A 23,844-nucleotide genomic window follows, 5' to 3' on the forward strand; every position below is an offset into this window, starting at 1 on the left:
GGAAGGTCGGCCACCGCATTGCCTAAAACAACCTAGGAGCCAACATGAATAAGAAGAAGATCTTCGGCGCTGCCGTCCTGATGCTCGGCACCGGCGCCGCGCTGGCCGCCGCAGCCATCCCGGCCGGGCCGATCGCCCCGTCAGCGGAGCCCGTCGCAGGGGTCGTCCGGCAGGCAGAGGCCTACGCCCAGACCGATCCGGTCGCCGAACAGGGAATGCAGGAAGCCGTCCGGCTCTGCATGGCCAGGGCCGGCTTCGACTACACGCCGCCCAGGTGGAACCTGACACTGGACCTCAACGAAGCCATCGGATCGAAGCGGCTCACGGTCGAGGCTGCCAAAGCCAGCGGGTACGCCAGCAGCGGCCCGCAAGGGCCGCACGAGCCGGCACCGGACTCGGCAGACGGCAGGCTGTTCGCCGATCAGGCCTTCAACAACGCCCTCACCGGCCCCGCCGGAACCGCACCAATGACCACGGTGCAGGGCAAGGGGACGTCCTCGGGCGGGTGCCGTGGCGAAGCCATGACGCAGATCTACGGCAGTCCCGAAAACTACATGCTCGCCACCGGCATCGCGTACAACTCGTTCTACCCCGTCACCGACGCCGCCAGCCGCGACCCCGAGCTCGCCAAAGCCGATCAGGACTGGAAAGCCTGCATGAACGAAACCCCCTACTCCTCCTACGCCAATACCCAGCAGGCCACTGACGCAGGAAAGCGCGCCGGTGGCCAGGAGGAGTTCAAAATCGCCGTCACCGACGCCGTCTGCCGGGACAAAACCGGATTCCACGCGGCGCTCGACAAGATCCTCGACAAATACCTGACAACCCGCATGCAGCAACTTGCCCCGGAAATCGAAAAGGTCCAAGGGATCCGGCGCAACGCCGCCGCAAACGCGGCAGCCCTGGGTGTCCCTGCCGCGAAATAGCGCTACATCGAAACAGCCAGCGGCGTCCTGTCAGTATTCGGGGGTGACAGGACGCCGGCAACTTCGGTCTGTTTTGCAGCAGCGCTTGGGCTCGCCCGGCAAAGGCTCTTCAAACGTGCTCAGCGTTGCCGGGGGACTCTCCGGGAACCGTTGTCAGGGCGACCGGGGACGGCCTACGATGTGCGCACAGCCCCACTCCGGGGACCAGCTCCGGGACCTTCCCTCAATGTGCGTTGGGCACATCTTCGGATGCCCTCGTCCTGGACATCACGGGACAGGAAATACCATGACCAAATATCTGTTCGAAGCGAACTACGTGGGCGAGGGAATTAAGGGCCTCATGCGCGAAGGCGGCACAAAGCGCCGTGATGCGGTGGTCGAAGCCCTCAAATCCGTAGGCGGCTCGCTCGAAAGTTTCTACTACGCCTTCGGGGAGACCGATGTCCTGGGGGTCTTTGACATCCCGGAACAGGCCGACGCCGCCGCCCTGTCGCTCATGATCAATTCAACGGGCTCCGTGAACCTGCATATGAAACCTCTCATGACACCGGAGGATCTCGACGAAGCATCCAAGAAGACACCGTCCTACCGGGCCCCCGGGCAATAGACCAGGCCGCAGGCCAAGGCGCTGGCCTGGCAACACCTCGGTCATAACTCACCGAAGGCGGCAGCTCCGGGTCGTACTAATCGGGTCAAGGGGTCTGCGGCGTCTCCTTGGCCATTCCGGGATGAACGGGAACGAACTCGATCTTGTTCGCGGGGTGGATCGTCTTCTTGGGTGCCCGCGAGAATCCTTTCGCATCCAGGCGGTTCTCGGCCCGGTATACGGCCAGCGCCTCGTCATAGGCCTTGTTGAGCTGATGGCCGAAGAATTCCTCCGAGGACCCATCGCTGAAAGTGATGGAAATGACGGTGCTGCCCGGAAAGTGCCGGTTCATACGGATGAAGCCATCGGCGTCCTGCTGGAGATTGATCAATGTGGATCCTGCCTTCGTAATCGGGAGCTTCCAGTCTCCCGCACTTGGCGCCCCCGCATTCCACGGGCCGGCACAAGCGGAAGGCCCCTCGCTGAGGGGCCTTCCTTGGCCTTGCTGGGGCTAGACCTTCTCACGGGTCCGGTCGGCCGTCGCCGGCTCCTCGACCGTGAATTCCCGGCTGCGGCGGGGGAAGGCCCAGAACTTGAAGTCCTTCGCGTCCACCCGGGGCTCCGGGCGCACTTCAGGTTCCTTTGCGGCATCCTTCTGGACGTCCCGCCGGAAATCCCTGTTGTACTGGTAGCACATCACTGACCTCCTTCTGGTGACTGCCCTTTAATCCTCCTCCGTATCGGCCCAGCCGTCGATACTCGCGGGAGGCGCTCCGGGGAATTGTTCGGGCCGGTCCCATCCCTCGGCCCGCGAACAACGAACTCTTCTTCGGGAGGCCGTTGCGGACGTGGTCCAGGCGGCGGTCCGGAAGTGCAACCCTTCCATGCCGGACACCCCGGTGTTCCATGGAAAATCGCCGTTTTTACGCGGACGCCAGAGTAGCGTTATGCCGTTCGCCGTCGAATATAAGGAGCCGTAGTGAAGTCGTTTGCATGTGGTGATGTAGTGCCCGGTTGCGAGGCCCGATGGGTATGCAGCACGGCAGATGAAATCCTCGTCAATGTTGCCGCGCATGCCGCGTCCACGCATGGGCTGGTGGAGCTGCCGGCAGAGCTGGTCCAGTCGGTTCACAAAGCCATCGTTCCGGTTAGTTGAGCCGGCCCGCGGCAGGCGGACCGCCTCCCGCCGGCTCGTCGGCGGGCCAGGACTGGGAAGAGCTTTTGGCGGCCGCCTGCCGCGGTGAAGGCCTCGCCGCGGCATACCAGCCGATTATCGACACCTCCCGCGGTACGGTGGTCGGGTACGAAGCCTTAGCCAGGTTTCCCGGTTTCGCCGAGAAGAACCCGGACGCATGGTTTGCAGCCGCCCGGACCCACGGAAAGTCGGCGGAACTGGAAGCGGCCGCCCTCCGCACTGCGCTCGCGGCGCGGGCCACCCTGCCGCTCAACTGCTTCCTGACGGTCAACGTCTCACCCGAGCTGCTCCCCACGGAATGCATCCGCAGCGTCTGGCGGGACGAGGGGAACCTGGCCGGCGTCGTCGTCGAACTGACCGAGCAGACCCCCATTGACTCCTACGTCGAGCTTGAACCGGACCTCGATCAGCTGCGCGCGGCCGGCGCCCTGATCGCCGTCGACGACGCCGGTGCCGGTTACGCCGGATTGCGGCACCTTCTGGCGCTGCGGCCGTCGCTGATCAAGATTGACCGCGAACTGATCCAGGGCGTGGACCAGGACGAGGCGAAGCGTGCCCTGGTCAGCATGCTCGGGACTTTCGCCTGCCACGTGGATGCGTGGATCCTCGCCGAGGGCGTGGAACGGATCGAAGAGCTCGATGCCCTCGTGTCCCTCGGCGTGCCGCTGGTGCAGGGCTATTGCCTGGCCCGGCCTGCCCCGCCGTGGGCCAACATCGACCTCGATCTGGCGCACCGTCTGGCGTCGAAACGGCCGGCGGCGCACAAGAGAGTCATCCGGGACATCCTGGAAACGGCGGCAACGGCCACCAGCCCCGCGCTCGCGGCGGAGGCGTTCGCGGAGGACCCTGCCCTGCAGTCGGTGGTGCTGCTCGGGGACCACCTGCGGCCAGTCTCGGTGCTTGACGCCGGGACCGCCGGGCTCGGCATGGTCAGCCCGGGGATGCGTGTGAACCTGGATACGCCGCTGGGCGAAGCGCTTGCCCGGTCCATGACACGGACCAAGGCGAGCCGGTTCGAGCCTCTGCTGGTGACGGACAACGCCGGCCGCTACGCCGGCCTCGCGCGGATGGAACGCATGATCACCGCCCTGACGGTAAGCGGCGACTGAGCCCGCGCTTACCCAGGCCGTCCGAGGAGCTGGTCTGTGGCGGCATCGGGCAGCCCCTCGAAGTACTGGTCGAGAATCCGCTGGAAAACAGGTTCCTCCGGGTTTGTCCGCAGGAACAAGGTCATCGACGAGTGCAGTTTCCGCTCGTCCGTGCCGCCGAAGATCTGCCCGGCCGTGCGTCCGGCGATGCCGGCCACTGCCCCGGCACTTTCGATCAGGCGCGGACCCAGCACCGGATGGCGCAGGTAGGCTTTCGCCTCATCCAGCCCGGAGATGGCATATCTCCTGGCAGTCGGGCTGTGCCCAAGGCCCGCAAGCTGGGGGAAGATGAACCACATCCAATGGCTGCGCTTGAAGCCCCCACGGAGCTCCCGCGCGGCCTGAAGATAGGTCCCTCCCGCGTCCTGGGCGGTGATGAAGCGTTCAATATCATAGGGATCTTCCACGGTATCCTCCTGAGTTTCCTCCTCCGGACCGCTGCCACTCGCCTCCATCCAAGCACCGATCCGGTGCCGCCGAAAGCCTACTGAGCCCCTGCCAGCCGGTCCTGGGCCCGCTCGCCCCGCGGCCCCACCAGCACCAACTCCGTGGCTTGTCCCAGTCCCTGCGCCGGCATCGAGACATACATGCTCTCGGCCCGGTTCACCTGGAAGGTTTCATGCCAGATGCCGACGACGCCGGGGGACTTCCGTGCCCGGCGGTTGAAGTCCGTCCACGCGGGCCGGTGCTCCGACGCCGGGGCACCCGCATAGGCATACAGTTTGTCCACCGAATCCCAGTACTGCACGATCACGGGACCGCTTGAGCCCACGGTGAAACGGAAACCCAGCAGGCCGGACCCGGGTTCACGCAGGAGTTCGGCCAGCATCCTGGGCATGGCGAAGAATACCGGTAGCCACAGGTCCGGACGCCAAGGGCGGTTGATTCTCATTCCGATCAGGAAGACCACTAGCTCACCGGAATGGCGGTGCGTGAATCGCCCTGCATTGATGCGTGCCATACTTTTCTCCTCACTGGATACTGATACTCCCCAATAATGGGGAGTAGTACTATCCAAGTCAAGGAGAATCGGTTGCGTATTTCACAGCTGGCGGCGGCCACGGGCGTTCCGGTGGCGACCATCAAGTACTACCTCCGGGAGAAGTTGCTGCACGAGGGGGTGCTGACCTCGGCCACCCAGGCGCGGTACGACGACTCGCATGTCCGCCGGCTGAAGCTGATCCGCGCGCTCGTCGGCACGGCAGGACTGAGTGTCGCCGCCGCCCGCGAGCTGCTCCTGGGCGTCGACAACCCCCCGGAGGCCGGGCACGACTTGCTCGGCCTGGCCCACCGCGCGGTCACCCGCCCGGCGCCGGACGACGTCGACCTCGCGCCGGCGCAGGAGCTGCTGCGCCGCTGGGGCTGGGGGGAGCAGGCCTGCGACCGCAACACCCAGGCCGCCCTGGTGGAGGCTCTGGCCGGACTCTCCAGCGCCGGATTCGAGCTGCCGTCGCCGGTGCTGGACCGTTATGCGCAGGCCATGCGCGACGTCGCGGATGCCGACGTGGGAAGTGTTCCCACGGACTCGCCGGAGGCCGCGATGCGGTACGTGGTCCTTGGGACCGTGCTGATGGAGCCGGTACTGCTGGCCATGCGCAGGCTGGCCCAGCAAAGTGCCTCGTTTGAACGGTTCGGTGCCGGGGAGTTGGCCGGGGAGCCTCATCCCGGGTGAACCCCGGCGGCGGCTATTCGTCGAAGCGGGCCGACATGTCGGTGTCCCTGGCCTGACGTTGCTAGAGTCGGCGGTATACGCAGATGCTACCGGCCGGGCCTGCTGACCTGCCCGGACAGGAAGGGCGCGGCATGGCCGAAATGTTGGGACTTTTCACCGAGACAAGCATGGTGGAACTCCTGCTTCTGCTCGCCACCTTCGTCCTGACCTCCCTGATCGGCATCGAACGGCAGTTCCGGCAGAAAAGCGCCGGCTACCGCACCCACGTCCTCGTGGGCCTTGGATCATGTGGATTTACGCTCGTCTCGGCCTACGGCTTCGCCTACGTCCGTGACCCCGGCGTGACCATGGACCCGTCCCGGATTGCCGCGCAGATCGTCAGCGGCATCGGCTTTCTCGGCGCCGGAGTCATCTTCAAGGGCCGGGACGTCGTCCGGGGTCTCACCACGGCCGCAACCATCTGGGTGGCCGCCGCTGTTGGCATGGCCTGCGGTGCGGGCATGGTTTCCCTGGCCCTGGCGCTGACCATCTTCCATCTCATAACGCTGTTCCTCGTTGCGCCCGCGGTCCGAAAGATCCCCACGGTGGACCGGAACCGCGTACTGCACATCAGCTATGCCGATGGCCAAGGGGTCTTGCGTCAGCTGCTCGAAATCGCCACCACCATGGGCTTCAGCTCCTCGATCCTGCGCACGCGGCGGACCGGGGATGAGCAGAAGCCGATGGTCTCGATGGATGTCCGGTTCTTTGGGCACCCTCCGCTGCGCAACCTCGTTCCGCACCTGATGGACCTGCCCGGCGTCGAAAGCGTGATTGTCCGGGGCAGCGACAGCAACGAGGACGACGACGGGGACGACGACGATGCGGCCTGAGCAGCTGGCGGCCACCGATCCGCGCGTTGACGCCTTCATTGCGGCACTGCCCGGCTGGCAGCGTTCGATCTGCCGCGAGGTCCGTGAACTGGCAGGGCGAAGCCATCAACGCTCCCGCCCTGACCGAGACGTTCCGGCAGATCATCGCCAACAACCGGGCCGGCGGCTGGCGGAAGCTCAAAGCCGGCGGCTGAGCACTCCGCACGCACGGGGGCCCTCTGCCATGATGGCCGGATGGGAATGATTCAAGATCCGTGGACATCCCGGACCGCAGCGGCCGCCGGTCTGGAACTCGAGCAAGTGGCCCCGGCGGTGCTGGACGCGCTCGCAGACGGCGACCTGGACGCCGCCCGCGCTGCGGCCGCCCTGGAAATCACGCCCTACCTCGCGGGCCCCGAATGCGTCGGCGTCTGGCGCATGCGGCGGGACCAGATTGCCCGCAGTCCTGCCGATGCGGCATGGGTGACGCGGCTCGTGATCGATTTGGTATCCGGCAAGGTGGTGGGGCGGGCCGGCTACCACGGGCCGCCGGACGACGCCGGCATGGTCGAGATCGGCTATTCGATCGATCCCGTGCGCCGCCGCCGGGGCTACGCCCGCGGGGCCCTCGTGATCTTGCTGGAGACGGCAAATCGCCATCCTGAAGTCGCCGTCGTCCGTGCCTCGGTCCGCCCGGACAACCTTCCTTCCCGGCGGCTGCTGGACCAGTACGGATTCCGGGCCGTGGGGGAGCAGTGGGACGACGAGGACGGTCTGGAAACGATTCTCGAAGTGTCCGCCACTGGATCGTGAACCCGGGGCCGGCGAGTCATATCAGCCGTGTGACTCAAGGACCCGGCGCAGCTTCTGAAAGCTCTCCGACCAGCCGTCCCGGTGCAGGGCGAGCCGCTCCTCGGTGGCGAAGAGGCCGTGCCAGAGCGCCACGCGGGTGACGGAGCCCTCCGCGTCGAGGGTGAACGTGGCGGTGGTCTCCCGGTCGTCCGGCGTTGGCTCCTCCCAGTTGAACGTGTACGCGAGGCGCCGTGGAGGAGTGATCTCAAGGAACCTTCCCGAGAGATGGAAGGGATCGCCGTCGGCCGGTTTCATGGTGAAGCGGTAGCGGCCGCCCACCGTGAGGTCGAGCCGGGCTTCGGGCAGCGTGAAGCCGTGCGGACCCCACCAGCTGGCGAGTCCGTCCGGCTCGGTCAGCAGGGCGAAGATCCGCTCTGGCGGTGCGCTGAACACTGGATTCAGTTCCAGGAGCAGACCGTCGACTTGCCCGTTCATGTTTCGACTGTGGCACTTTGTTGGCCGGACGGGAAGATTCTGCCAGTGTCTTCCGGGTTTGATTTACTTGAGGACATGGAAACTCTCGCATCCGGCACAACCCTGACGGGCAGCGTCCACGTGAGGGTGTTGTGCGTGTCCGACGCCGAGCTCCTGAGCGCCGCGTATCAGCGCAACCGGGAACATCTGGCCCCCTGGGAGCCGCGGCGGTCTGAGGAATTCTTTACCGTGGCCGGGCAGGCGGCCAACATCGAGTCCAAGCTGGCGATGTTCATCGCCGGTTCCGAAGTCCCGTGGGTCCTGCTGGACGGCGGACGCATCGTGGGGATGATGACGCTGAGCGGTGTTGTCCGGGGCCCGCTCCTCAGCGCACACCTGGGGTATTGGGTGGACAAGGAATACAACGCGCGCGGGATAGGCTCGGCGGCCGTGGCCTACGCCGTCGGCGCGGCGCAGACGGAGCTGGGACTGCACCGGCTCCAGGCCGCGACCCTGCAGCACAATGCTGCATCGCAGAAGATCCTGAAGCGCTCCGGCTTCGAGGAAATCGGAATGGCACCGGCGTACCTGAAGATTGCCGGCGCCTGGCAGGACCACATCCTGTACCAGCGCATCCTGTACTGAGGGCAGGGCAGGGCAGGGTGCCGCGGCCGCCGGCTACCGCACCATGCGCATGATCCGCACCATCGTTTTTGTTACTGGCGGGTAACATGGAGACCATGCATCTGCTGCTCCGCACCCTGGTCCTGCTGTTCACATCCTCGCGGCGAACCCCATTGAGCATCTGGGACACGGCATCCCTGCCCCTCCGGGTCCTGCCCACGGACATCGACGTTGCCATGCATGTCAACAACGGCATGTACTTCTCCCTGATGGATCTGGGCCGCTTCGACCTCATGGCCCGCAGCGGAACCTGGAAGGCCATGCGCCGGCGCGGCTGGAGCCCGGTGGCCGCGGGGGAGACCATCGCCTTCCGCCGCTCACTGCAACTCTGGCAGCGGTACACGGTCGAAACGAAGATCATCGGCCTCGACGCGAAGGCCATCTACTTCGAGCAGCGGATGGTGGTGGACGGCGAAATCTATGCGCGCGCCTACATCGCCACCCGGCTGGTCGGCAAGGGAAAGCCGGTCAGCCAGGAGGAAATCCTGCGCGAGTTCGGCGAGCCGCCGGCGGGTCTCGAGTTGCCGGAATGGATCCACGAATGGCGCGAAACCAACGCGCTGCCCGGCGCCCGCCGTCCCGCGCCGCACGCCTGGGCTTGACTCCGACGGCAGATCCCCGGCGTCGCGGGCTGAGCCATCAGCGAAATGCGGGGGACTGCGGGGGACAAGGCACGGCTGCTCGCGTACCGTTGAACACATGGCAACCGTAGACATTACAGGTGAACAGTTCGCATCGACCGTCGAGAGCAACGACATTGTCCTTGTCGATTTCTGGGCAGAATGGTGTGGCCCCTGCAAGCAGTTTGGCCCGACCTACTCAGCAATTTCCGAGAAGCACCCGGACGTGGTCTTCACCAAGGTTGACACCGAGGCCGAGCAGCAGCTCGCCGCCGAGGCGGGCATCACGTCCATCCCCACACTGATGGCCTTCCGCGAAAAGGTGCTGGTGTTCTCCCAGCCCGGCGCCCTGAACGCCCAGCAGCTCGAGCAGGTCGTGGACGCGGTCAAGGCCCTGGACATGGAAGAAGTCCACGCCCATGTGGCCCGCTCGCAGGCCGAGGCCGCCGCCGCCGCGAACCAGCAGGACGGCACCCAGATCCCCGAGGCCTAGGCCCCTGGACCTGCAACGCGGGTTCTCCGCGTCCAAAACCTCCCTGCCCGGCGCCGTCCGGGGGCACTTTGACACGAAACACCGGGCCGGCGTCGTACGTTCGGCGCCGGGACGCCCCAAAGTAGCCCCGGACCGTCGGCGGACGCGCCCAGCAGCTGGGCGGTGTCCTCGGGGTCGGGCAGCGGGAGGAGTAGCGGGAGTAGCCTACATGGCTAGAGCTGTTCGAGCTTGATCGGCTCGGCCAGCAGGGCGCTGAGGGACTCGTGGAGGTCCTGGACCGCGCTGCCCTTGGAGTGAGTGTCCAGGTGGGCCTGCGAGGCCCACTGTTCCGTCAGCACCAGCTTGTCCTCGCGGGCCTCGGTGAGCTCGTAACGGATGCAGCCGGGCTCGGCCACCACCTCGTCAATCGCGATTTCCAGCGCGAGCTTCACGCGGAAGAACTCGCCGTCGTTGGGGATGAAAATGGCCTGAAGGTCAACGGGTGCACTCATGGTTTTCACAATACCGGGCCGTGGCATCCACCTCCGAACATTTCGTAGGACTTCCAAGCATCGCTCTTCTTTTGCCGCCGGTCTGTTGGTAGCGTCACACCATGCTTGCTTACACAGCCGGGGACACTGACGTCCCGCTGCTCGAGGAAACCATCGGCCAGAATTTCGAACGGATCGTCGCGAGGTTTCCCTTCCACGACGCCTTGATCGAGGCCGCCGCGGTGCCTGGCGAGGAAGCCCGGCGGTGGAGCTACACCAAACTGAACGACGACGTCGACCGCGTCGCCCGTGCGCTGCTGGCCCTGGGCGTCGCCAAGGGCGAGCGGGTGGGCATCTGGAGCCCGAACTGCGCGGAGTGGACCATCCTGCAGTACGCGACGGCGAAGGTCGGGGCAATCCTGGTCAACGTCAACCCCGCCTACCGCAGCCACGAGCTCGGGTTCGTGGTCAGGCAGAACGGCATGCGCATGCTGGTCGCGGCGCCGTCGGACCGGAACAGCGACTACACCGGCATGGCGCGGCAGGCGCTCGCGGAATGCCCCGAGCTGCGCGAGCTGGTCTTCTTGCCGGACGCCGGACTGCCCGGTCTCACCGCCGGCCTCCCGGAAAGCGAGGCGGAGCGGACCTTCGCGGAGCTGCTCAAGCGGGCAGACGACGTCGCGCACTCCGCCCTGAAGGCGCGCATGGCGGAACTGGACCCGCACGACGCCATCAATCTGCAGTACACCTCCGGAACCACGGGTTTCCCCAAGGGTGCCACGCTCACGCATCACAACATCCTGAACAACGGCTACTCGATCGGCGAGCTGCTCGGGTACACGGAGCATGACCGGGTGGTGCTGCCCGTGCCGTTCTACCACTGCTTCGGCATGGTGATCGGGAACCTGGCCGCGCTCAGCCACGGCGCCGCCACCATCATCCCGGGCCGCGGCTTCACCCCGGCCGCAGCGCTCGAGGCCGTTCAGGACTTCGGCGGAACCTCGCTCTATGGGGTGCCCACGATGTTCATCGCCGAGCTGGCACTGCCCGACTTCGACTCCTACGACCTCTCCACCCTGCGCACCGGGGTGATGGCCGGATCGCTGTGCCCCTTCGAAGTGATGAACCGGGTCATCTCGGAGATGAACATGGTGGACGTGGCCATCTGTTACGGCATGACGGAGACCTCGCCGGTGTCCACGATGACCCGCAGCGTGGATACCATGGCCCAGCGCACCGAGACCGTGGGGCGCACCATGCCGCAGCTCGAAAGCCGGATCGTGGACCCGGTCACGGGCGACGTGCTGCAGCGCGGGGAGATCGGTGAACTGTGCACCTGGGGGTACGCGGTCATGAAGGGCTACTGGAACCAGCCGGAGAAGACCGCCGAGGCCGTCGACGCCGAAGGGTGGATGCACACCGGGGACCTGGCCCGGATGGACGAGGACGGATACCTCGTGATCGAGGGCCGGATCAAGGACCTGGTGATCCGCGGCGGCGAGAACATCTACCCGCGGGAGATCGAGGAGTTCCTCTACACGCACCCGGACATCCAGGACGTGCAGGTGATCGGTGTCCCGGATGCCAGGTACGGCGAGGAGCTGATGGCCTGCGTGATCATGAAGCCCGGGGCGGCGCCGCTGGACGCGGCCGCCCTGGCGGAGTTCTGCCGCGGCAAGCTCGCGCATTACAAGATCCCGCGCTACGTCGACGTCCGGGAGAGCTTCCCCATGACCGTTTCCGGCAAAATCCGAAAAATGGACATGCGCCAGGAAGCCGTGGCCAGGCTGGGCCTGTAGCGCCGCCTTCCCAGCGACGCGGCTCCGCCTGCAGGGCGTGGCGCGTCTGCACCCCTCCCGTTAGCATGGGCGGATGAGGCGATACGGCAGGCGAGCTCTGATTGGATGTATTGCCGTTGGCTGGGTCCTGGCGGGGTGCACTTCGCCGCCGGCCGTGAACGGCACAGGCTCGATCGACCACGTTGTGGTCATCGTCGAGGAGAACAAGCCCGCCTCAAGCATTCTCGGTTCAAGTTCTGCCCCGTACCTCAATAAACTGGCCGACGAGTCTGCCCTGGCCGCCAACTACGCGGGAATTACGCATCCGAGCCTGCCGAATTATCTGGCCTTGACCGGCGGCACCACCGCCGGAATAACGGAAGACTGCAGCCCCAAGGACTCCAGCTGCACAGCAAATGTGAAGAGCATCGCCGAGGCACTAACGCAGTCCGGACGAAGCTGGAAGATGTACGCCGAAGGAATGCCGGCGCCCTGCAAGTCGGACAACTCCGGACGCTACGCGGTGCGGCACAACCCCTTCATGTATTACCCAGGCGTCACGGGGGACACGGGCTCCTGCGCGGCCCATGTGGTGCCGTTTACCGAGCTGGAAGAGGACCTGAAGTCCGCTTCCAGCCTTCCCAATTACGTGTTCATTAGTCCGGATCTCTGCAACGACATGCATGACTGCTCCGTAAAGCGAGGGGACGACTGGCTCTCCCGGGAGGTCCCCAAGATTCTCGGCTCCCCGGCCTTCACCACGCAGAAATCCCTCCTGGTCGTTACATGGGACGAAGGCGACGACTCCAGCAATCAGTCAGTCACGATATTTGCCGGTCCGGCCGCCCGAACGGCGGTCAAGTCCGATACGACGTACAACCATTACTCATTGCTGCACACGATCGAAAACGCGTTGGGCCTGTCACCGCTGACGGAAAACGACAAGAACGCACCCATCATGAGCGATCTGCTCAAATAGGCGACCGGCTCGGTCAGCATTGCGTGGAATGGGTTAGCGCAGATCCCAGATCGAATACTTGGGGACTAACTGCTCGGGATGGTCCGACGCAATTATCGCCACACCTGGATAGGACCGAAGGATATTTGCCAGCGGCTGGCACCCGTCCGGCCCAAGGTCAAAGTCAATGTGGTTCAGGAGCAGCAAGGGTGGGTTGCCGAGGGTGGCGCGGGCGATCTGGAGCTTGGCACGGTCCGAGACCGTCAATGGCTGGCCACCCCTCCGAAGCACGGTGTGCTCACCCTTCGGCAATTGCGCGACCCTGCTGGCCAGCTCAACCCGCGCCAGCGCGTAGGCTGTCTCGTCCTCCGGCAGGTCGGGGCGACGATAACGCACTGCCCGGGCAATGGTCCCGCGCTCTGTGTACGATCCTTTAGCCGCGTAGCCTGCCAGACGACGGCGCTCCGAACCAAGTGCCGAGCGCAGGTCCTGCCCGTCAACCCAGGTGTTCAGTTGTGTACCCGTCCGCAGGGCCAGGAGCAATTCAAAGAGTTCCGTCGATTCGCCCGGATCCGAGGTTTTGAGGATGATCCGGTCTCCTGGTCTGGCGATCAGGTCCGGCACCGGCCGGTGCCCGTTGAGGCGCAGGCCGGATATCCGCACGATGAAGTCGTCCGGGGCCTCCGGCTCAGCTTTTGTCCGGGCCGGACCGGGGTTGCCTGCCTTGGGTTCTTGTTGTACTTGTAGTACGGATTCGGCTGATGTCTCCGGGGAGAGGGCGGGGCCGATCATCCTTTTCGCTGCGTTGAATGTCTGGCGGTACTCCGCAGCCCGGCCAAGGTCGTTCACATGGTGCGCCAGCAGGCCGACAAGGGTCAGTGCAGCGGCTGTCGTGGCCGTGTGGATCGACAGCCAGGAACCAGTGGCAGCTACGCTTACTGCCGTCACTGCTCCGCTGGCGCCTGCGGCGGCGCGGATATAGCCTCCTACCCTGGCCCGGTCAATGGCAGCGGCGGATACTTCGCCACCCAGTCTGTGAATCTTCTCGACTTCACGCCGTTCGCCGCCCCCGGCTCGGATACTGACCGCGGCTGCCAGGGTATCGGAGACCTGCGCCGCCAACAGGCCGCGCTTTCTGCGTAGCTTCCTGGCCTTATTGAAGGCCGGCCGCGCAAGCAGGGCCAGAGCCACGCTGAGAATACATAGCGGAAGTGCCATGGCGACTGCCAGCGGCGGCGACAGAAGCCACAGCGCGGTCGTCGTACCGGCGATCAGCGGTATGCCCGCCGTCAACGGTGCTATGCCCATGGAGACCCAGTTCCGCACGCTGGAGAGGTCATTGGTGATCCGCGCTATGGTTATCCCCACGGACGGTCCGTTCATCTTCGCCAGGACAGCGGTCATCAAGCCCCGGCGAAGTTCCTGGACGTAGCTCTGGCCCAATCGTTCCGCCAGGACGCGCTCCGCGATGCGTCCGACTCCTATGCCGCCTGCCGCGGCCAGTAGGCCCCCTACCGCGGTAAGACGAGTCTGGTTATCGGTCGCCCTCAACAGAAACGCCACCAAGAACGCGCTGGCGCCTGATAGGGCTGCCATACCCAGGCCAGTCCCGACGAGGAGCGCCATCAACCTCCGCCGCTGTCCCACCAGCAGCTTCGGCAGTGCAGGCGCACCAGGCTCCGCTCCTAACTCGTTCATTTCGGAACAGGGGCGGGTTCCTCGGCACCTCGCGGCAGCAAAGCCACTGCCACCTCCGGCTCGCACAGAGAGACGGAGGTGAGTACCGGAACATCGATTGCCTCCGACGCTTCCTGGACCGCCAAGGGGGATGACGTCAAAACACCGGACACAGCGGCAACCGGAATATTTGCGGAACGGAGAACCTGCAGTCCTGCGCTGGCCCCGAGGGAATCGGTCGCGGTAAAGATCGCCCGATCGACAACGGCCTGGAAGATCGGGGATGAAAGGAGCCGGCGGGTCTCGCCTTGGTAAACGCCGTCAGCAATCTCTACGAGAACAACGTCCGTGGTTGAATCGATGAGCGCGGCGACCAAGCCGGTGAAAACGGCTTGAATACTGTTGTCGTCCAGCCGGAATGTGGTCGGAAAACCGAAATCGGTGAAGTCCAGGACTTTGACCGCACCGGCATCCACATACATTCCCGGGTCGTTTCCGGCCCCCGTGCCGGTGGCCTTGCCCGCCGACACCCTCAGTCCGGCAAGGGACAATCCTCTGACCAAGCAACTCAGTACTGTCGATTTGCCGGAATTCATCGACGTGCCCAGCACTGCTATGACCGGTGGACGGTGTACGGCAACGTCTCGGGCCGAAATAGCCTTAAGGGCCATGTTGGTCGTTGTGATGTCCGGCTGATGCGGCGCCAAGCTGCGGAGATTAACTACACCTGCGTCATCGGCGAGCAGACCGACCGGGGCCAGCAGTGTGGGCTGGCTCATCAGCGAATGCTGAGCGGTCACCAGGCCGGCTACTCCACCGGCGGCGACGAGATGGCACTGGCCCAGTCCGGACGGGACTTGGGCCAGGAACTGGTCAGGGGCGTAGCGGTGCCCATAGGGCACTAGGATCTCGTCGCCGACGAACAACGCCTGACGGCGGGAGGAAGGGCTTTCCAGCCTGGGATGCTGGCCAAGCTTAACAATCCTGGCCAGCACAATATCGCCCGAATCGGGCGCAATGCTGGCTCCGTCCTGCAGGTAGAATCCCTCGGGTGAATGGTCCAGGCGACTAGCGAGGAAGCGGGTCGTGTATGCCTTCTTGGCGCGAACCAAGCGCAGCGGCGGCAACGGCTCCGTCCGGACCAAGTCATTGCGTACCTGCCCGGGTCGGCTGGCGGTCACGTCATATGGGCTAAGGATATGTGCCATCTGAATTCTCCAATAGCGCTGGCTGGATCCAAGAAGAGACCCGGAACACCAGTGCGCACCTTCATTCTGGCGGTGAGCGTGAATCCCTAATTGCCATAGCAGGACACCGCGGCGGTCCACCAAGTGAAAGCACCAGTCAGGGTTGACCCCGGCTGCCCCATTTTCCCGAATCGTCCCCAGCGCCCGCCCATGGCAGCCAGCACACAGAGCAAGGTTTAACGCATTGGGAAGGTTTCAATTGTTTTTTAGATGAACTCGGCCTCATTGATCTGGCCCGCCCTATGGCACAGTCCCCGGGGGTGAGGAGGCTTACGTCGCAGCCCCTCATCAGCAGCACGATGCACACTTTTCGCCGACTCGGCCAACCGCGCCGAATGGCTCACGTTTTTATTCTAACAGTCTGCACTATTCTCTTCCGATCCCCGCTGGAAGTCCATCCCCCGCGATGCTCCTATTGATTGTCAACCCGCAACGACTGCCGTGGCCGGACTACCAGCCACTGAACCCGGCCGCATCCAACGCCGGATCCAGGCGCTCTCAGGCGAACTGCTCACCTCCACCACCTCAAAACAGGCTCCCAAAGCCCGGGCGCCCATCCGGGCAAAATCAAATGATTCCGCGAATCAGCCCAGGAGTGCTTCTTGACATGATTCCCCGGGCCCCGACGGCGGCGCGACGGTTGCCGAAGACGGTTGCCAAAGTCTCCAATGACGCTCAAAGTATTATTGTGCTTTGTCGCGTCGGGGCTTCCACATAGAGACCCCTGTCCTTGCAGCCGAGAACGCTCGGCGGTATGCGGTTGGCGCCTCGCTTGGTGGTGGGCAGGCAGCCGAGGCCAGCTCGCGTGAGCCGGGAATTGTTTCCCGGATACCTTCATCTGTTTCACGCATATAAACCATTTTCAGGAGCTGAATATGCCTGATACGCGCCGCGATTTTCTTCGGTATGTAGGAATAGCAGGCGGTGCTGGAGTCATGTACGGCGTCATGAGCGCGCTGGGTCTAACCCCCACGCCGGCGGATATACCCGCATTTGTGGCGCCGAGGTCGGGCGAACTCAATGGCCGCAACAAGACCGTCATTGTGCTCGGCGGCGGCATTGCAGGACTGACGGCCGCCTATGAACTGGGGAAGGCCGGTTACAACGTAACCATCCTCGAGGCCCGCAACAGGCCGGGCGGACGGAACTGGACCGTCCGCCGCGGGACCATGGAGACAGACCTCAAGGGGAGCATGCAGGTGGCGCAATTCTCCAAGGGGGAGTACATGAATGCCGGACCGGCCCGGATCCCGCAGCATCACGTCACGCTGGACTACTGCCGCGAACTCGGCGTCCCGATCGAACCGTTCGTGAACCAGAATGCGGACGCCTACCTGTACCGCGAGGACCACACCGCCTTGTCCAACACGGCAGTGCGGCATCGCGCAGCCAAAGCCGACGTGTACGGCTACGTTTCCGAGTTGCTGGCCAAGGCCACCGACCAGGGATCGCTGGACGGCTATCTGACCGCCGCAGACAAGGAGTCGCTGATCGACTTCCTGACCGGGTTCGGCGACATTGGCCCGAGAGTGCCCGGAGACGCCGCTGCCAGCTTCAGGTACACCGGAACCGGCCGCCGCGGCTACTTGACACCGCCCGGCGCCGGCCAGGAGGAGGGTACCCCGGTGCCGCCGTACCCCCTGAGCGACGTACTGGCCAGCGGCGTGGGCAACTACTTCTCCTTTGAGTTCGGCTGGGACCAGGCGATGATGATGTTCCAGCCCGTGGGCGGAATGGACCGCATTCCGTACGCATTCGAGAAGGCGATCGGCCCGGGAAAAATCTGCTACGGCGCTAGGGTTCTGGGGCTGCGCAACACCCCGGCAGGCGTCGAGGTGGACTACACGAACTCCGACGGGCAAACACGGCGGTCGGAGGCTGACTTCGCCATCTGCGCACTGCCTCCGCACATCGCCGCCAAGGTCCCGAGCAACCTGCCCGCCGAAACGATAGCGGCGCTGCAATTCGCCCAGCCAACCGATGCCGGCAAGATGGGCATCGAATACGGCCGGCGCTGGTGGGAACTGGACCACCGCATCTACGGCGGCATCACCAACACCGATACCGATTTAAGGAACATATGGTACCCGTCCAGCGGCTTCCACGGGGAGCGAGGGACGATGATCGGTTACTACAACGTTGGAGCCAAGGCCCGGAAGTTCGGTGCCATGCAACCCGCCCAAAGGCTGGCGAGCGCGTTGGAACTGGGGGCGAAGATCCACGGACCCGTCTATACCAAGGACGTTGCAGCATCCTTCTCGGTGGACTGGTCCAGCGTCATGCACACCGAAGGCGCCTGGGTGGATTGGCCCTCGCAGACAGACCCCAAATACAAAGAACTGCTGGAGCCAACCGGAAACATCTACTTCGCGGGCGACCACCTGAGCCACACCATTGCCTGGCAGCACGGTGCCATGGTGTCGGCCCGGGCAACGGTCACGTCCCTGCACAGCCGTGTCATGGGGGCATGACCCACGGGCGTGGTTTCGAAACAACGGTCCGCGCCACCTCCGCTGGAACCTGGGGCTGTATGCCGTCAGTGGCCGCGGTGGTCCTGGATGGTCATGCGGGGGCCGAAGGTCGGCTTCCGGAAGCCGCTCAGCCCGATCATCCGGACCACCCGCTGCCTGTGCCCGGACCACGGCGCGAGCAGCCGCAGCATGCCGGCGTCGTCCGTCCTGCGCCCGGTCAGCGCCGCGCCCACCCAGGCCGCCAGATGATAATCGCCCACCGCGATGGAATCCGGGCAGCCGTGCGTGCGCTGCACCACCTCGGCCGCCGTCCAGGCCCCGATTCCGGGGATGGTCTGCAGCTTCGCCCCCGCTTCCGCCGCCGGCAGGGCCGCGAGGCGTTCCAGCGCGACGGCGGAACGAAGCGCCCGCATGACGGTCGCGGAGCGCTGCGGCCCGACGCCGGCCTTGTGCCACTCCCAGGACGGGATGCGCAGCCACTGCCCGGCCGTTGGCTGGACCAGCAGATTGGCGGGAGCGACGGTGCCGGCCCCGGGGGCGGGGGTTCCGAAGCGGTACATCAGGTAGCGGTACCCGCGGCGGGCCTCTATGACGGTGACCTTCTGCTCCAGGATCGTCGGCACCAGCGAGTCGATCATTCGGCCGGTGGCGGGCAGCCGCACGGCAAGGTTCCGCCGTCGGGCTTCAACCACCATCCGGGGCAGAGTGGCGTGGAACGCGGGCTCATCAAAGCCGGACCAGTCGTCGTCGCGCCCCAACATGCGCGGTACGGAATCGACGGCATCGGCGGCGCCGGTACCCCAGGCCTGCACATCGACGGCCGGGTCCGCCCGCGGGCCGGCGCCGCTGAGACGAAGCGTGGCCGGACCGGACGGCGTCGTAAACGCCAGCCAGATCCCGTCCGGGGTGGTGCGGATGGAGGGATCGCCGTGGCCTCGCAGGAGCGTGCCGAGGGTCTGCATGAGGTCGAAAGGACCGCCCGGGTGCCACCGCGACGAGGCGTCCGCCGCGGCGGCAAAGCCCGCGGGGACGTCTGCGATGGTCATTCAAACATGTTCCCATGAACGACAGACAGGCACCGTATCCGCGGGCAGGCGGGGTGGGCCAAAAGGCCCTTAACTCCGTGGTTGCCCGGGACTAGACTCCGGTTGTGGCGTGGACCGCCCGCGCCTGGCCTTTCTGGCCAACTTTGGAATATCAGGTGAGCGTAATGGCCCGAGGAGTAGTGCACTTCGAGATCCCCGCCGACGACGAAGTCCGCGCCGGGAAGTTCTACAGCTCGGCGTTCGGGTGGACCGTCAATCCGGTGCCGGAGCTGAGCTACACCATGATCCAGACAACGCCGACGGACGAATCAGGCATGCCTTCCGTTCCGGGCTCCATCAACGGCGGCATGTTCCGCCGTCAAGGAACCGTCACCTCGCCCGTGGTGACTGTGGACGTCGACGACATCGACGCCGCGCTGGAGTCGATCAATGCCCTGGGCGGAGGCACGGTCATGCCCCGGCAGGAAGTGGGCAACATGGGGTGGTCCGCCTACTTCAAGGACACCGAAGGCAACATCGTCGGCCTCTGGCAGAACGCCGTGCCTGAAGGCGGCGCTGGCACCACTTCCAGTACCGCTGCCTCCGGGGACGACATCGGCGCCTGAGCGAACCCGGAGCCGTATCCGGGCTCCGCGACCGGGCCCGGGCCGGCGAGACGGTAACTTTGTACCTATGAAGTACGCCCAGTCCGTCCTGGACCTCATCGGCAATACGCCGCTCGTCAAACTCAACCACGTCACCGACGGCATCGGGGCCACTGTCCTGGTGAAGCTGGAATACCTGAACCCCGGCGGGTCCATCAAGGACCGCATCGCGGCGAAGATGATCGAGGAGGCCGAACGCACCGGCAAGCTCCTGCCCGGCGGCACCATCGTCGAACCCACCTCCGGCAACACCGGCGTCGGCCTGGCCCTCGTGGCCCAGCAGAAGGGCTACCGGTGCATCTTCGTGGTCCCGGACAAGGTCGGCGAGGACAAGCGCGCCGTGCTCCAGGCCTACGGCGCCGAGGTGGTGGTGACCCCCACCGCCGTGGCCCCGGACAGCCCGCAAAGCTACTACAGCGTCTCGGACCGGCTGGTCACCGAGATCCCCGGAGCGTACAAGCCGGACCAGTTCTCCAACCCCGCCGCCCCGGCCAGCCACTACGAATCCACCGGCCCGGAGATCTGGCGCGACACGGACGGCAGGGTCACGCACTGCGTGATCGGCGCCGGCACCGGCGGCACCATCACCGGCACCGGCCGGTACCTGAAGGAAATCTCCGCCGCGCGTCCCGAGGCCGACGGCGGCGTGGTCAAGATCATCGGCGCCGACCCGGCCGGCTCGGTCTACTCCGGCGGCACCGGACGGCCGTACTTCGTCGAAGGCGTGGGCGAGGACATGTGGCCGACCAACTACGACAAATCCGTCCCGGACGCCGTCATCGCCGTCAGTGATGCCGACTCCTTCGCGATGACGCGCCGGCTGGCCCGGGAGGAAGGCCTGCTCGTGGGCGGATCCTCGGGCATGGCCGTCATCGCCGCACTGGAGGTCGCGGAGGACCTGCCGTCGGACGCCGTCGTCGTGGTTATCCTGCCGGACTCCGGCCGCGGCTACCTGGCCAAGATCTTCAACGACCAGTGGATGCGCTCCTACGGCTTCCTCGCCAGCGGCGACGAAGCCTCCGTGGGCGAGGTCCTCAAGTCCAAGACCGGGGAGCTGCCGGACCTGGTCCACATCCACCCCAACGAAACCGTGCGCGACGTCATCAACATCATGAACGAGTACGGCGTCTCGCACATCCCCGTGCTGTCCCAGGAGCCGCCGGTGGTGATGGGCGAGGTGCTCGGCGCCGTCGACGAACGCACGCTCACGGCCAAGCTCTTCCGCGGCGAGGCGAAGCTGACGGACAAGATATCCGAGCACATGGAGCCGCGGCTGCCCGTGATCGGTTCGCTCGAATCGATCTCGACGGCCCGCGAGCTCCTCTCCGACGCCGACACCCTGATGGTGACGTTCGTCGGGGCTCCGGTGGGGATCCTGACCCGCCACGACCTCCTCGCCTACCTCAGCAACTGACCTCAAAACTGACCGCAGCAACTGACCTCCTCAACTGAACCGGAGCCCGGGCCCGCCCTTCCCGGGCGCCCCGGACACCGGCCGAAAGGACCGCACATGTCTTTGGCAGAAAGCTCTTCCTCAAAAATTCCCGGTTTCAACACCCGCGCCGTGCATGCCGGCCAGGCCTTCGAGCCGCGCACCGGCGCCGTGGTGCCGCCGGTGCACTTCTCCTCCACCTATGCCCAGGAAGCGATCGGCGTGCTGCGCGCCGGCTACGAATACGGCCGGGGCACCAACCCCACCCGTGACTCGCTGCAGGAACAGCTGGCCGCGCTGGAAGGCGGGACCGCCGCGTTCTCCTTCAGCTCCGGCCTCGCCGCCGAGGACTCGATGATCCGTGCCCTGACCCGGCCCGGCGACCACATCGTGCTCGGCAACGACGCGTACGGCGGCACCTACCGGCTGATCAGCCGCGTCCTGGGGGAGTGGGGCATCGGCAACACCCCGGTGGACATGTCCGATCTTGACGCCGTGGCGAAGGCCATCGCCGCTGGTGGTGCGGCCGACGGCGGCAGCGCGGCCGACGGCGGCAAGACCCGGCTCGTGTGGGTGGAGACGCCGTCGAACCCGATGATGAAGATCACCGACATCGAGGCCCTCGCCACGCTGGCGCACGACGCCGGCGCCCTCCTCGTGGTGGACAACACCTTTGCGTCGCCGTACCTGCAGAACCCGCTGGCCCTCGGCGCCGACATCGTGGTGCACTCGACCACCAAGTACATCGGCGGGCACTCCGACGTCGTCGGCGGCGCGATCATCGTCAACGACGCGGAGCTGGCCGAGAAAATCGGCTTCGTGCAGTTCGCCGTCGGCGCCGTGTCCGGCCCGATGGACGCCTTCCTCACCACCCGCGGCCTCAAGACCCTGGGCGTCCGGATGGACCGGCACAGCGACAACGCCCAGGCCGTGGCCGAGTGGCTGCTGACGCGGCCCGAGGTCGAGGCCGTGCTCTACCCGGGACTGCCCTCGCACCCCGGCCACGAGCTGGCCAAGAAGCAGATGACGAAGTTCGGCGGCATGATCTCCGTGCAGTTCAAGGGCGGCGAGGCGGCGGCACGCAAGGTGGCCGAATCGACCTCCGTGTTCACCCTCGCGGAGTCCCTTGGCGGCATCGAGTCACTGATGAACTACCCCTCGGAAATGACCCACGCCTCGGTCAAGGGCACCGAACTGGCCGTGCCGGTCAACCTGATCCGGCTCTCCTGCGGCATCGAGGACGTCGAGGACCTCATCGCGGACCTCGAGCAGGCCCTCGACGGCCTCGCCGGCACCGAGTCAGGCAGCTAGCACGCAGTGACCACCACCAGGGCCACGGCCTCCACCACCGTCGGCTGGCTCGCGACGGCGGCCGGCGCGCTTGCCGTCGTCGGCGCCCTGGTGGTGCTGTACAGCGCCTACATCCCGCTGCTGAACGACTTCGAGGTCTACTTCTACGGCGGCAGCCGGGTGCTGCAGACCGGCGAGACCGGCGTCAACGAGCTGTACGCGCCGCGGGACGGGCTGCCGTTCACCTATCCGCCGTTCGCCGCGCTGCTGTTCGCGGCGCTGGCCTCGCTCGGCCAGGGCGCGGCCAGCCTGGTGTTCATCACGACGGCGCTGCTGGGCGCCGCGATTGTCTCCGCGTGGCTGGCACGGCACTACTTCCGCCTCGGCCGGTGGCGGGACGCGGTGGCCGACTGGCGCTTCCGCACCATGGCTCTCTGCGGCACCGCGGCGATCCTGCTGCTGGGACCCTGGCGGGACACCTTCGACTTCGGCCAGATCAACATCATCCTGATGGGCCTGATCCTGGCCGACTTCGCGCTGCACGGAAAGGTCCGGGCCGGGGAAATCCGCTGGCCTGCCGGGCTGCTGATCGGCATTGCGGCCGGGATCAAGCTGACCCCGCTCGCGTTCGGGCTGTACTTCCTGGTCCGCCGCGACTTCAAGGCGCTCGGCTGGATGGCCGCCGGCTTCTTCGGCTCCATCGCCGCGGCCTGGGCGCTGCTGCCGACGGCCTCGGTCACGTTCTGGACGAAGATCCTGCCGGACACCGGGCGGATCGGCGGCCCGGCCTATGTGGACAACCTCTCCGTCAAGGGCCTGCTGCTGCACCTGGGCCTGCCCGACTCCGGCGTGACCAGCGTGGTGTGGCTGGTCCTGTCCCTCGCCCTGGCCGCAGTGGCCGCGCTGGTGATCAAGTGGGCGGTGGACGCGGACGAGAACTTCGTGGCCGTGTCCGCCACCGCCGTGCTGATGCTGCTGGTCAGCCCCGTGTCCTGGTCCCACCACTGGGTCTGGATGGCCGTGGCGCTGCCGTCGCTGGGGTTCGCGATCCACCGGGTGCCGTCCCGGGACGGGAAGATGCGCCTCGCCGGCTGGATCATCGTGGCTTTCTCCGCTGTGGCCTTCTACCTGACGCCCAAATACCTGTCGGTGATGGCCGGCGCGCAGGAGTGGGGCAAGGATCCGCAGACCCAGTGGCAGGTCATCGTCGCGAGCCTGGGCGTGGTCTGCGGCATCGCCATGCTGGCCTACTGGGCGCTGGCCTACCGGCCCTCCCGGACCCCGCTGCGCCAGGTTAAGTAGCCGCGGTAACTCCTGCCCCCGCCCCCGCCCCCGCCCCGCCGAGATGACAGTTCGCGGCAGTGTTGGCGGGGATTTATTGCCGCCAAGT

General features: G+C 65.9%; 26 protein-coding genes. 17 read left to right on the forward strand and 9 right to left on the reverse strand.

Annotated elements, in window-relative coordinates; genetic code table 11:
- The first annotated feature begins 44 nt into the window (after positions 1-44).
- The gene (locus ABIB26_RS06065; protein WP_354240545.1) at positions 45-926 is read left to right on the forward strand and encodes a hypothetical protein; all 882 of its coding nucleotides are present in this window, start codon (positions 45-47) and stop codon (positions 924-926) included.
- Positions 927-1,212: 286 nt separating this feature from the next.
- Positions 1,213-1,533 (forward strand): GYD domain-containing protein, encoded by a 321-nt coding sequence (locus ABIB26_RS06070; RefSeq protein WP_354240547.1) that lies wholly within the window; start codon positions 1,213-1,215, stop codon positions 1,531-1,533.
- 85 nt (positions 1,534-1,618) lie between these two features.
- Here the strand turns inward: ABIB26_RS06070 and ABIB26_RS06075 are convergent, their stop codons facing one another.
- Together ABIB26_RS06075 and ABIB26_RS06080 are read right to left on the reverse strand one after the other, a co-directional pair.
- Positions 1,619-1,903, reverse strand: coding sequence for a hypothetical protein (locus ABIB26_RS06075; protein WP_354240549.1), 285 nt, complete (start codon positions 1,901-1,903; stop codon positions 1,619-1,621).
- Positions 1,904-2,023: 120 nt separating this feature from the next.
- A complete protein-coding gene (locus ABIB26_RS06080) occupies positions 2,024-2,209 on the reverse strand; it encodes a hypothetical protein (protein ID WP_354240550.1) in 186 nt (61 codons plus the stop codon).
- Between the two features lie 282 nt (positions 2,210-2,491).
- Between ABIB26_RS06080 and ABIB26_RS06085 the strand changes: the two genes are divergently transcribed.
- A complete protein-coding gene (locus tag ABIB26_RS06085; protein ID WP_354240552.1) occupies positions 2,492-2,668 on the forward strand; it encodes a DUF1059 domain-containing protein in 177 nt (58 codons plus the stop codon).
- A gap of 65 nt (positions 2,669-2,733) precedes the next feature.
- Positions 2,734-3,816: an EAL domain-containing protein gene (locus ABIB26_RS06090; RefSeq protein WP_354240554.1), complete on the forward strand. Its 1,083-nt coding sequence runs from the start codon at positions 2,734-2,736 to the stop codon at positions 3,814-3,816.
- Between the two features lie 8 nt (positions 3,817-3,824).
- On the opposite strand, the gene ABIB26_RS06095 is transcribed toward ABIB26_RS06090, so the two are convergent.
- Positions 3,825-4,262, reverse strand: coding sequence for a DUF1810 domain-containing protein (locus tag ABIB26_RS06095; protein ID WP_354240556.1), 438 nt, complete (start codon positions 4,260-4,262; stop codon positions 3,825-3,827).
- Positions 4,263-4,339: 77 nt separating this feature from the next.
- The gene (locus ABIB26_RS06100; protein WP_354240557.1) at positions 4,340-4,816 is read right to left on the reverse strand and encodes a DUF4188 domain-containing protein; all 477 of its coding nucleotides are present in this window, start codon (positions 4,814-4,816) and stop codon (positions 4,340-4,342) included.
- 72 nt (positions 4,817-4,888) lie between these two features.
- On the opposite strand from ABIB26_RS06100, the gene ABIB26_RS06105 reads away from it, so the two are divergent.
- The 3 genes from ABIB26_RS06105 (at position 4,889) to ABIB26_RS06115 (ending at position 7,191) form a co-directional block, all read left to right on the forward strand.
- Positions 4,889-5,527, forward strand: coding sequence for a MerR family transcriptional regulator (locus tag ABIB26_RS06105; protein ID WP_354240559.1), 639 nt, complete (start codon positions 4,889-4,891; stop codon positions 5,525-5,527).
- 131 nt (positions 5,528-5,658) lie between these two features.
- Complete coding sequence (locus ABIB26_RS06110) at positions 5,659-6,399, forward strand: MgtC/SapB family protein (RefSeq protein ID WP_354240561.1); 741 nt, start codon at positions 5,659-5,661, stop codon at positions 6,397-6,399.
- A 234-nt stretch (positions 6,400-6,633) separates the two neighbouring features.
- Positions 6,634-7,191, forward strand: coding sequence for a GNAT family N-acetyltransferase (locus ABIB26_RS06115; protein ID WP_354240563.1), 558 nt, complete (start codon positions 6,634-6,636; stop codon positions 7,189-7,191).
- Between the two features lie 21 nt (positions 7,192-7,212).
- Here the strand turns inward: ABIB26_RS06115 and ABIB26_RS06120 are convergent, their stop codons facing one another.
- Positions 7,213-7,665, reverse strand: coding sequence for an SRPBCC family protein (locus ABIB26_RS06120; protein WP_354240565.1), 453 nt, complete (start codon positions 7,663-7,665; stop codon positions 7,213-7,215).
- Between the two features lie 75 nt (positions 7,666-7,740).
- Between ABIB26_RS06120 and ABIB26_RS06125 the strand changes: the two genes are divergently transcribed.
- From ABIB26_RS06125 to trxA, 3 genes are all read left to right on the forward strand, one after another.
- A complete protein-coding gene (locus ABIB26_RS06125; RefSeq protein ID WP_354240567.1) occupies positions 7,741-8,289 on the forward strand; it encodes a GNAT family N-acetyltransferase in 549 nt (182 codons plus the stop codon).
- Positions 8,290-8,384: 95 nt separating this feature from the next.
- Positions 8,385-8,930, forward strand: a complete 546-nt coding sequence (locus ABIB26_RS06130) for an acyl-CoA thioesterase (protein WP_354240935.1) — start codon at positions 8,385-8,387, stop codon at positions 8,928-8,930.
- A gap of 97 nt (positions 8,931-9,027) precedes the next feature.
- Positions 9,028-9,441, forward strand: a complete 414-nt coding sequence (trxA, locus tag ABIB26_RS06135; RefSeq protein ID WP_354240569.1) for a thioredoxin — start codon at positions 9,028-9,030, stop codon at positions 9,439-9,441.
- A 212-nt stretch (positions 9,442-9,653) separates the two neighbouring features.
- Here the strand turns inward: trxA and ABIB26_RS06140 are convergent, their stop codons facing one another.
- Positions 9,654-9,932, reverse strand: a complete 279-nt coding sequence (locus ABIB26_RS06140; protein ID WP_354240571.1) for a putative quinol monooxygenase — start codon at positions 9,930-9,932, stop codon at positions 9,654-9,656.
- Between the two features lie 101 nt (positions 9,933-10,033).
- Here ABIB26_RS06140 and ABIB26_RS06145 point away from each other — a divergent pair, with 101 nt between their 5' ends.
- Both ABIB26_RS06145 and ABIB26_RS06150 read left to right on the forward strand, forming a co-directional pair.
- Entirely contained in the window at positions 10,034-11,710 is a 1,677-nt protein-coding gene (locus ABIB26_RS06145; protein ID WP_354240573.1) for an AMP-binding protein, read from the forward strand.
- Positions 11,711-11,894: 184 nt separating this feature from the next.
- The gene (locus ABIB26_RS06150; protein WP_354240575.1) at positions 11,895-12,668 is read left to right on the forward strand and encodes an alkaline phosphatase family protein; all 774 of its coding nucleotides are present in this window, start codon (positions 11,895-11,897) and stop codon (positions 12,666-12,668) included.
- Positions 12,669-12,701: 33 nt separating this feature from the next.
- Here the strand turns inward: ABIB26_RS06150 and ABIB26_RS06155 are convergent, their stop codons facing one another.
- Positions 12,702-14,345 (reverse strand): ABC transporter transmembrane domain-containing protein, encoded by a 1,644-nt coding sequence (locus ABIB26_RS06155; protein ID WP_354240577.1) that lies wholly within the window; start codon positions 14,343-14,345, stop codon positions 12,702-12,704.
- On the reverse strand, positions 14,342-15,532 hold the full coding sequence (locus ABIB26_RS06160) for a DUF1611 domain-containing protein (RefSeq protein WP_354240579.1): 1,191 nt from the start codon (positions 15,530-15,532) through the stop codon (positions 14,342-14,344). The genes ABIB26_RS06155 and ABIB26_RS06160 overlap by 4 nt, the downstream gene beginning before the upstream one ends.
- 914 nt (positions 15,533-16,446) lie before the next feature.
- On the opposite strand from ABIB26_RS06160, the gene ABIB26_RS06165 reads away from it, so the two are divergent.
- Positions 16,447-18,042 (forward strand): flavin monoamine oxidase family protein, encoded by a 1,596-nt coding sequence (locus ABIB26_RS06165; protein WP_354240581.1) that lies wholly within the window; start codon positions 16,447-16,449, stop codon positions 18,040-18,042.
- Between the two features lie 65 nt (positions 18,043-18,107).
- Here the strand turns inward: ABIB26_RS06165 and ABIB26_RS06170 are convergent, their stop codons facing one another.
- Positions 18,108-19,088, reverse strand: a complete 981-nt coding sequence (locus ABIB26_RS06170; RefSeq protein ID WP_354240583.1) for a DNA-3-methyladenine glycosylase family protein — start codon at positions 19,086-19,088, stop codon at positions 18,108-18,110.
- Between the two features lie 164 nt (positions 19,089-19,252).
- Here ABIB26_RS06170 and ABIB26_RS06175 point away from each other — a divergent pair, with 164 nt between their 5' ends.
- From ABIB26_RS06175 to ABIB26_RS06190, 4 genes are all read left to right on the forward strand, one after another.
- Positions 19,253-19,693: a VOC family protein gene (locus ABIB26_RS06175; protein ID WP_354240584.1), complete on the forward strand. Its 441-nt coding sequence runs from the start codon at positions 19,253-19,255 to the stop codon at positions 19,691-19,693.
- 67 nt (positions 19,694-19,760) lie between these two features.
- Positions 19,761-21,146 (forward strand): cystathionine beta-synthase, encoded by a 1,386-nt coding sequence (locus ABIB26_RS06180; RefSeq protein ID WP_354240586.1) that lies wholly within the window; start codon positions 19,761-19,763, stop codon positions 21,144-21,146.
- Between the two features lie 96 nt (positions 21,147-21,242).
- Positions 21,243-22,475 carry a cystathionine gamma-synthase gene (locus ABIB26_RS06185; protein ID WP_354240588.1) on the forward strand — a complete coding sequence of 411 codons (1,233 nt, stop codon included), beginning with the start codon at positions 21,243-21,245 and terminating at the stop codon, positions 22,473-22,475.
- Between the two features lie 6 nt (positions 22,476-22,481).
- Positions 22,482-23,756: a glycosyltransferase family 87 protein gene (locus ABIB26_RS06190; protein WP_354240590.1), complete on the forward strand. Its 1,275-nt coding sequence runs from the start codon at positions 22,482-22,484 to the stop codon at positions 23,754-23,756.
- Positions 23,757-23,844: the final 88 nt, after the last annotated feature.

It is taken from the genome of Arthrobacter sp. UYEF20, from assembly GCF_040546335.1.
Classification (GTDB): Bacteria; Actinomycetota; Actinomycetes; order Actinomycetales; family Micrococcaceae; genus Arthrobacter.

What these genes read in the sequence shown, in the direction of transcription:
- ABIB26_RS06065 (WP_354240545.1), top strand. Translation starts at nt 45, where the DNA reads ATGAATAAGAAGAAGATCTTCGGCGCTGCCGTCCTGATGCTCGGCACC.
- ABIB26_RS06070 (WP_354240547.1), top strand. Translation starts at nt 1,213, where the DNA reads ATGACCAAATATCTGTTCGAAGCGAACTACGTGGGCGAGGGAATTAAG.
- ABIB26_RS06080 (WP_354240550.1), bottom strand. Translation starts at nt 2,209, where the DNA reads ATGTGCTACCAGTACAACAGGGATTTCCGGCGGGACGTCCAGAAGGAT.
- ABIB26_RS06100 (WP_354240557.1), bottom strand. Translation starts at nt 4,816, where the DNA reads ATGGCACGCATCAATGCAGGGCGATTCACGCACCGCCATTCCGGTGAG.
- ABIB26_RS06110 (WP_354240561.1), top strand. Translation starts at nt 5,659, where the DNA reads ATGGCCGAAATGTTGGGACTTTTCACCGAGACAAGCATGGTGGAACTC.
- ABIB26_RS06115 (WP_354240563.1), top strand. Translation starts at nt 6,634, where the DNA reads ATGGGAATGATTCAAGATCCGTGGACATCCCGGACCGCAGCGGCCGCC.
- ABIB26_RS06120 (WP_354240565.1), bottom strand. Translation starts at nt 7,665, where the DNA reads ATGAACGGGCAAGTCGACGGTCTGCTCCTGGAACTGAATCCAGTGTTC.
- ABIB26_RS06125 (WP_354240567.1), top strand. Translation starts at nt 7,741, where the DNA reads ATGGAAACTCTCGCATCCGGCACAACCCTGACGGGCAGCGTCCACGTG.
- ABIB26_RS06130 (WP_354240935.1), top strand. Translation starts at nt 8,385, where the DNA reads ATGCATCTGCTGCTCCGCACCCTGGTCCTGCTGTTCACATCCTCGCGG.
- trxA (WP_354240569.1), top strand. Translation starts at nt 9,028, where the DNA reads ATGGCAACCGTAGACATTACAGGTGAACAGTTCGCATCGACCGTCGAG.
- ABIB26_RS06140 (WP_354240571.1), bottom strand. Translation starts at nt 9,932, where the DNA reads ATGAGTGCACCCGTTGACCTTCAGGCCATTTTCATCCCCAACGACGGC.
- ABIB26_RS06145 (WP_354240573.1), top strand. Translation starts at nt 10,034, where the DNA reads ATGCTTGCTTACACAGCCGGGGACACTGACGTCCCGCTGCTCGAGGAA.
- ABIB26_RS06155 (WP_354240577.1), bottom strand. Translation starts at nt 14,345, where the DNA reads ATGAACGAGTTAGGAGCGGAGCCTGGTGCGCCTGCACTGCCGAAGCTG.
- ABIB26_RS06160 (WP_354240579.1), bottom strand. Translation starts at nt 15,532, where the DNA reads ATGGCACATATCCTTAGCCCATATGACGTGACCGCCAGCCGACCCGGG.
- ABIB26_RS06165 (WP_354240581.1), top strand. Translation starts at nt 16,447, where the DNA reads ATGCCTGATACGCGCCGCGATTTTCTTCGGTATGTAGGAATAGCAGGC.
- ABIB26_RS06170 (WP_354240583.1), bottom strand. Translation starts at nt 19,088, where the DNA reads ATGACCATCGCAGACGTCCCCGCGGGCTTTGCCGCCGCGGCGGACGCC.
- ABIB26_RS06175 (WP_354240584.1), top strand. Translation starts at nt 19,253, where the DNA reads ATGGCCCGAGGAGTAGTGCACTTCGAGATCCCCGCCGACGACGAAGTC.
- ABIB26_RS06180 (WP_354240586.1), top strand. Translation starts at nt 19,761, where the DNA reads ATGAAGTACGCCCAGTCCGTCCTGGACCTCATCGGCAATACGCCGCTC.
- ABIB26_RS06185 (WP_354240588.1), top strand. Translation starts at nt 21,243, where the DNA reads ATGTCTTTGGCAGAAAGCTCTTCCTCAAAAATTCCCGGTTTCAACACC.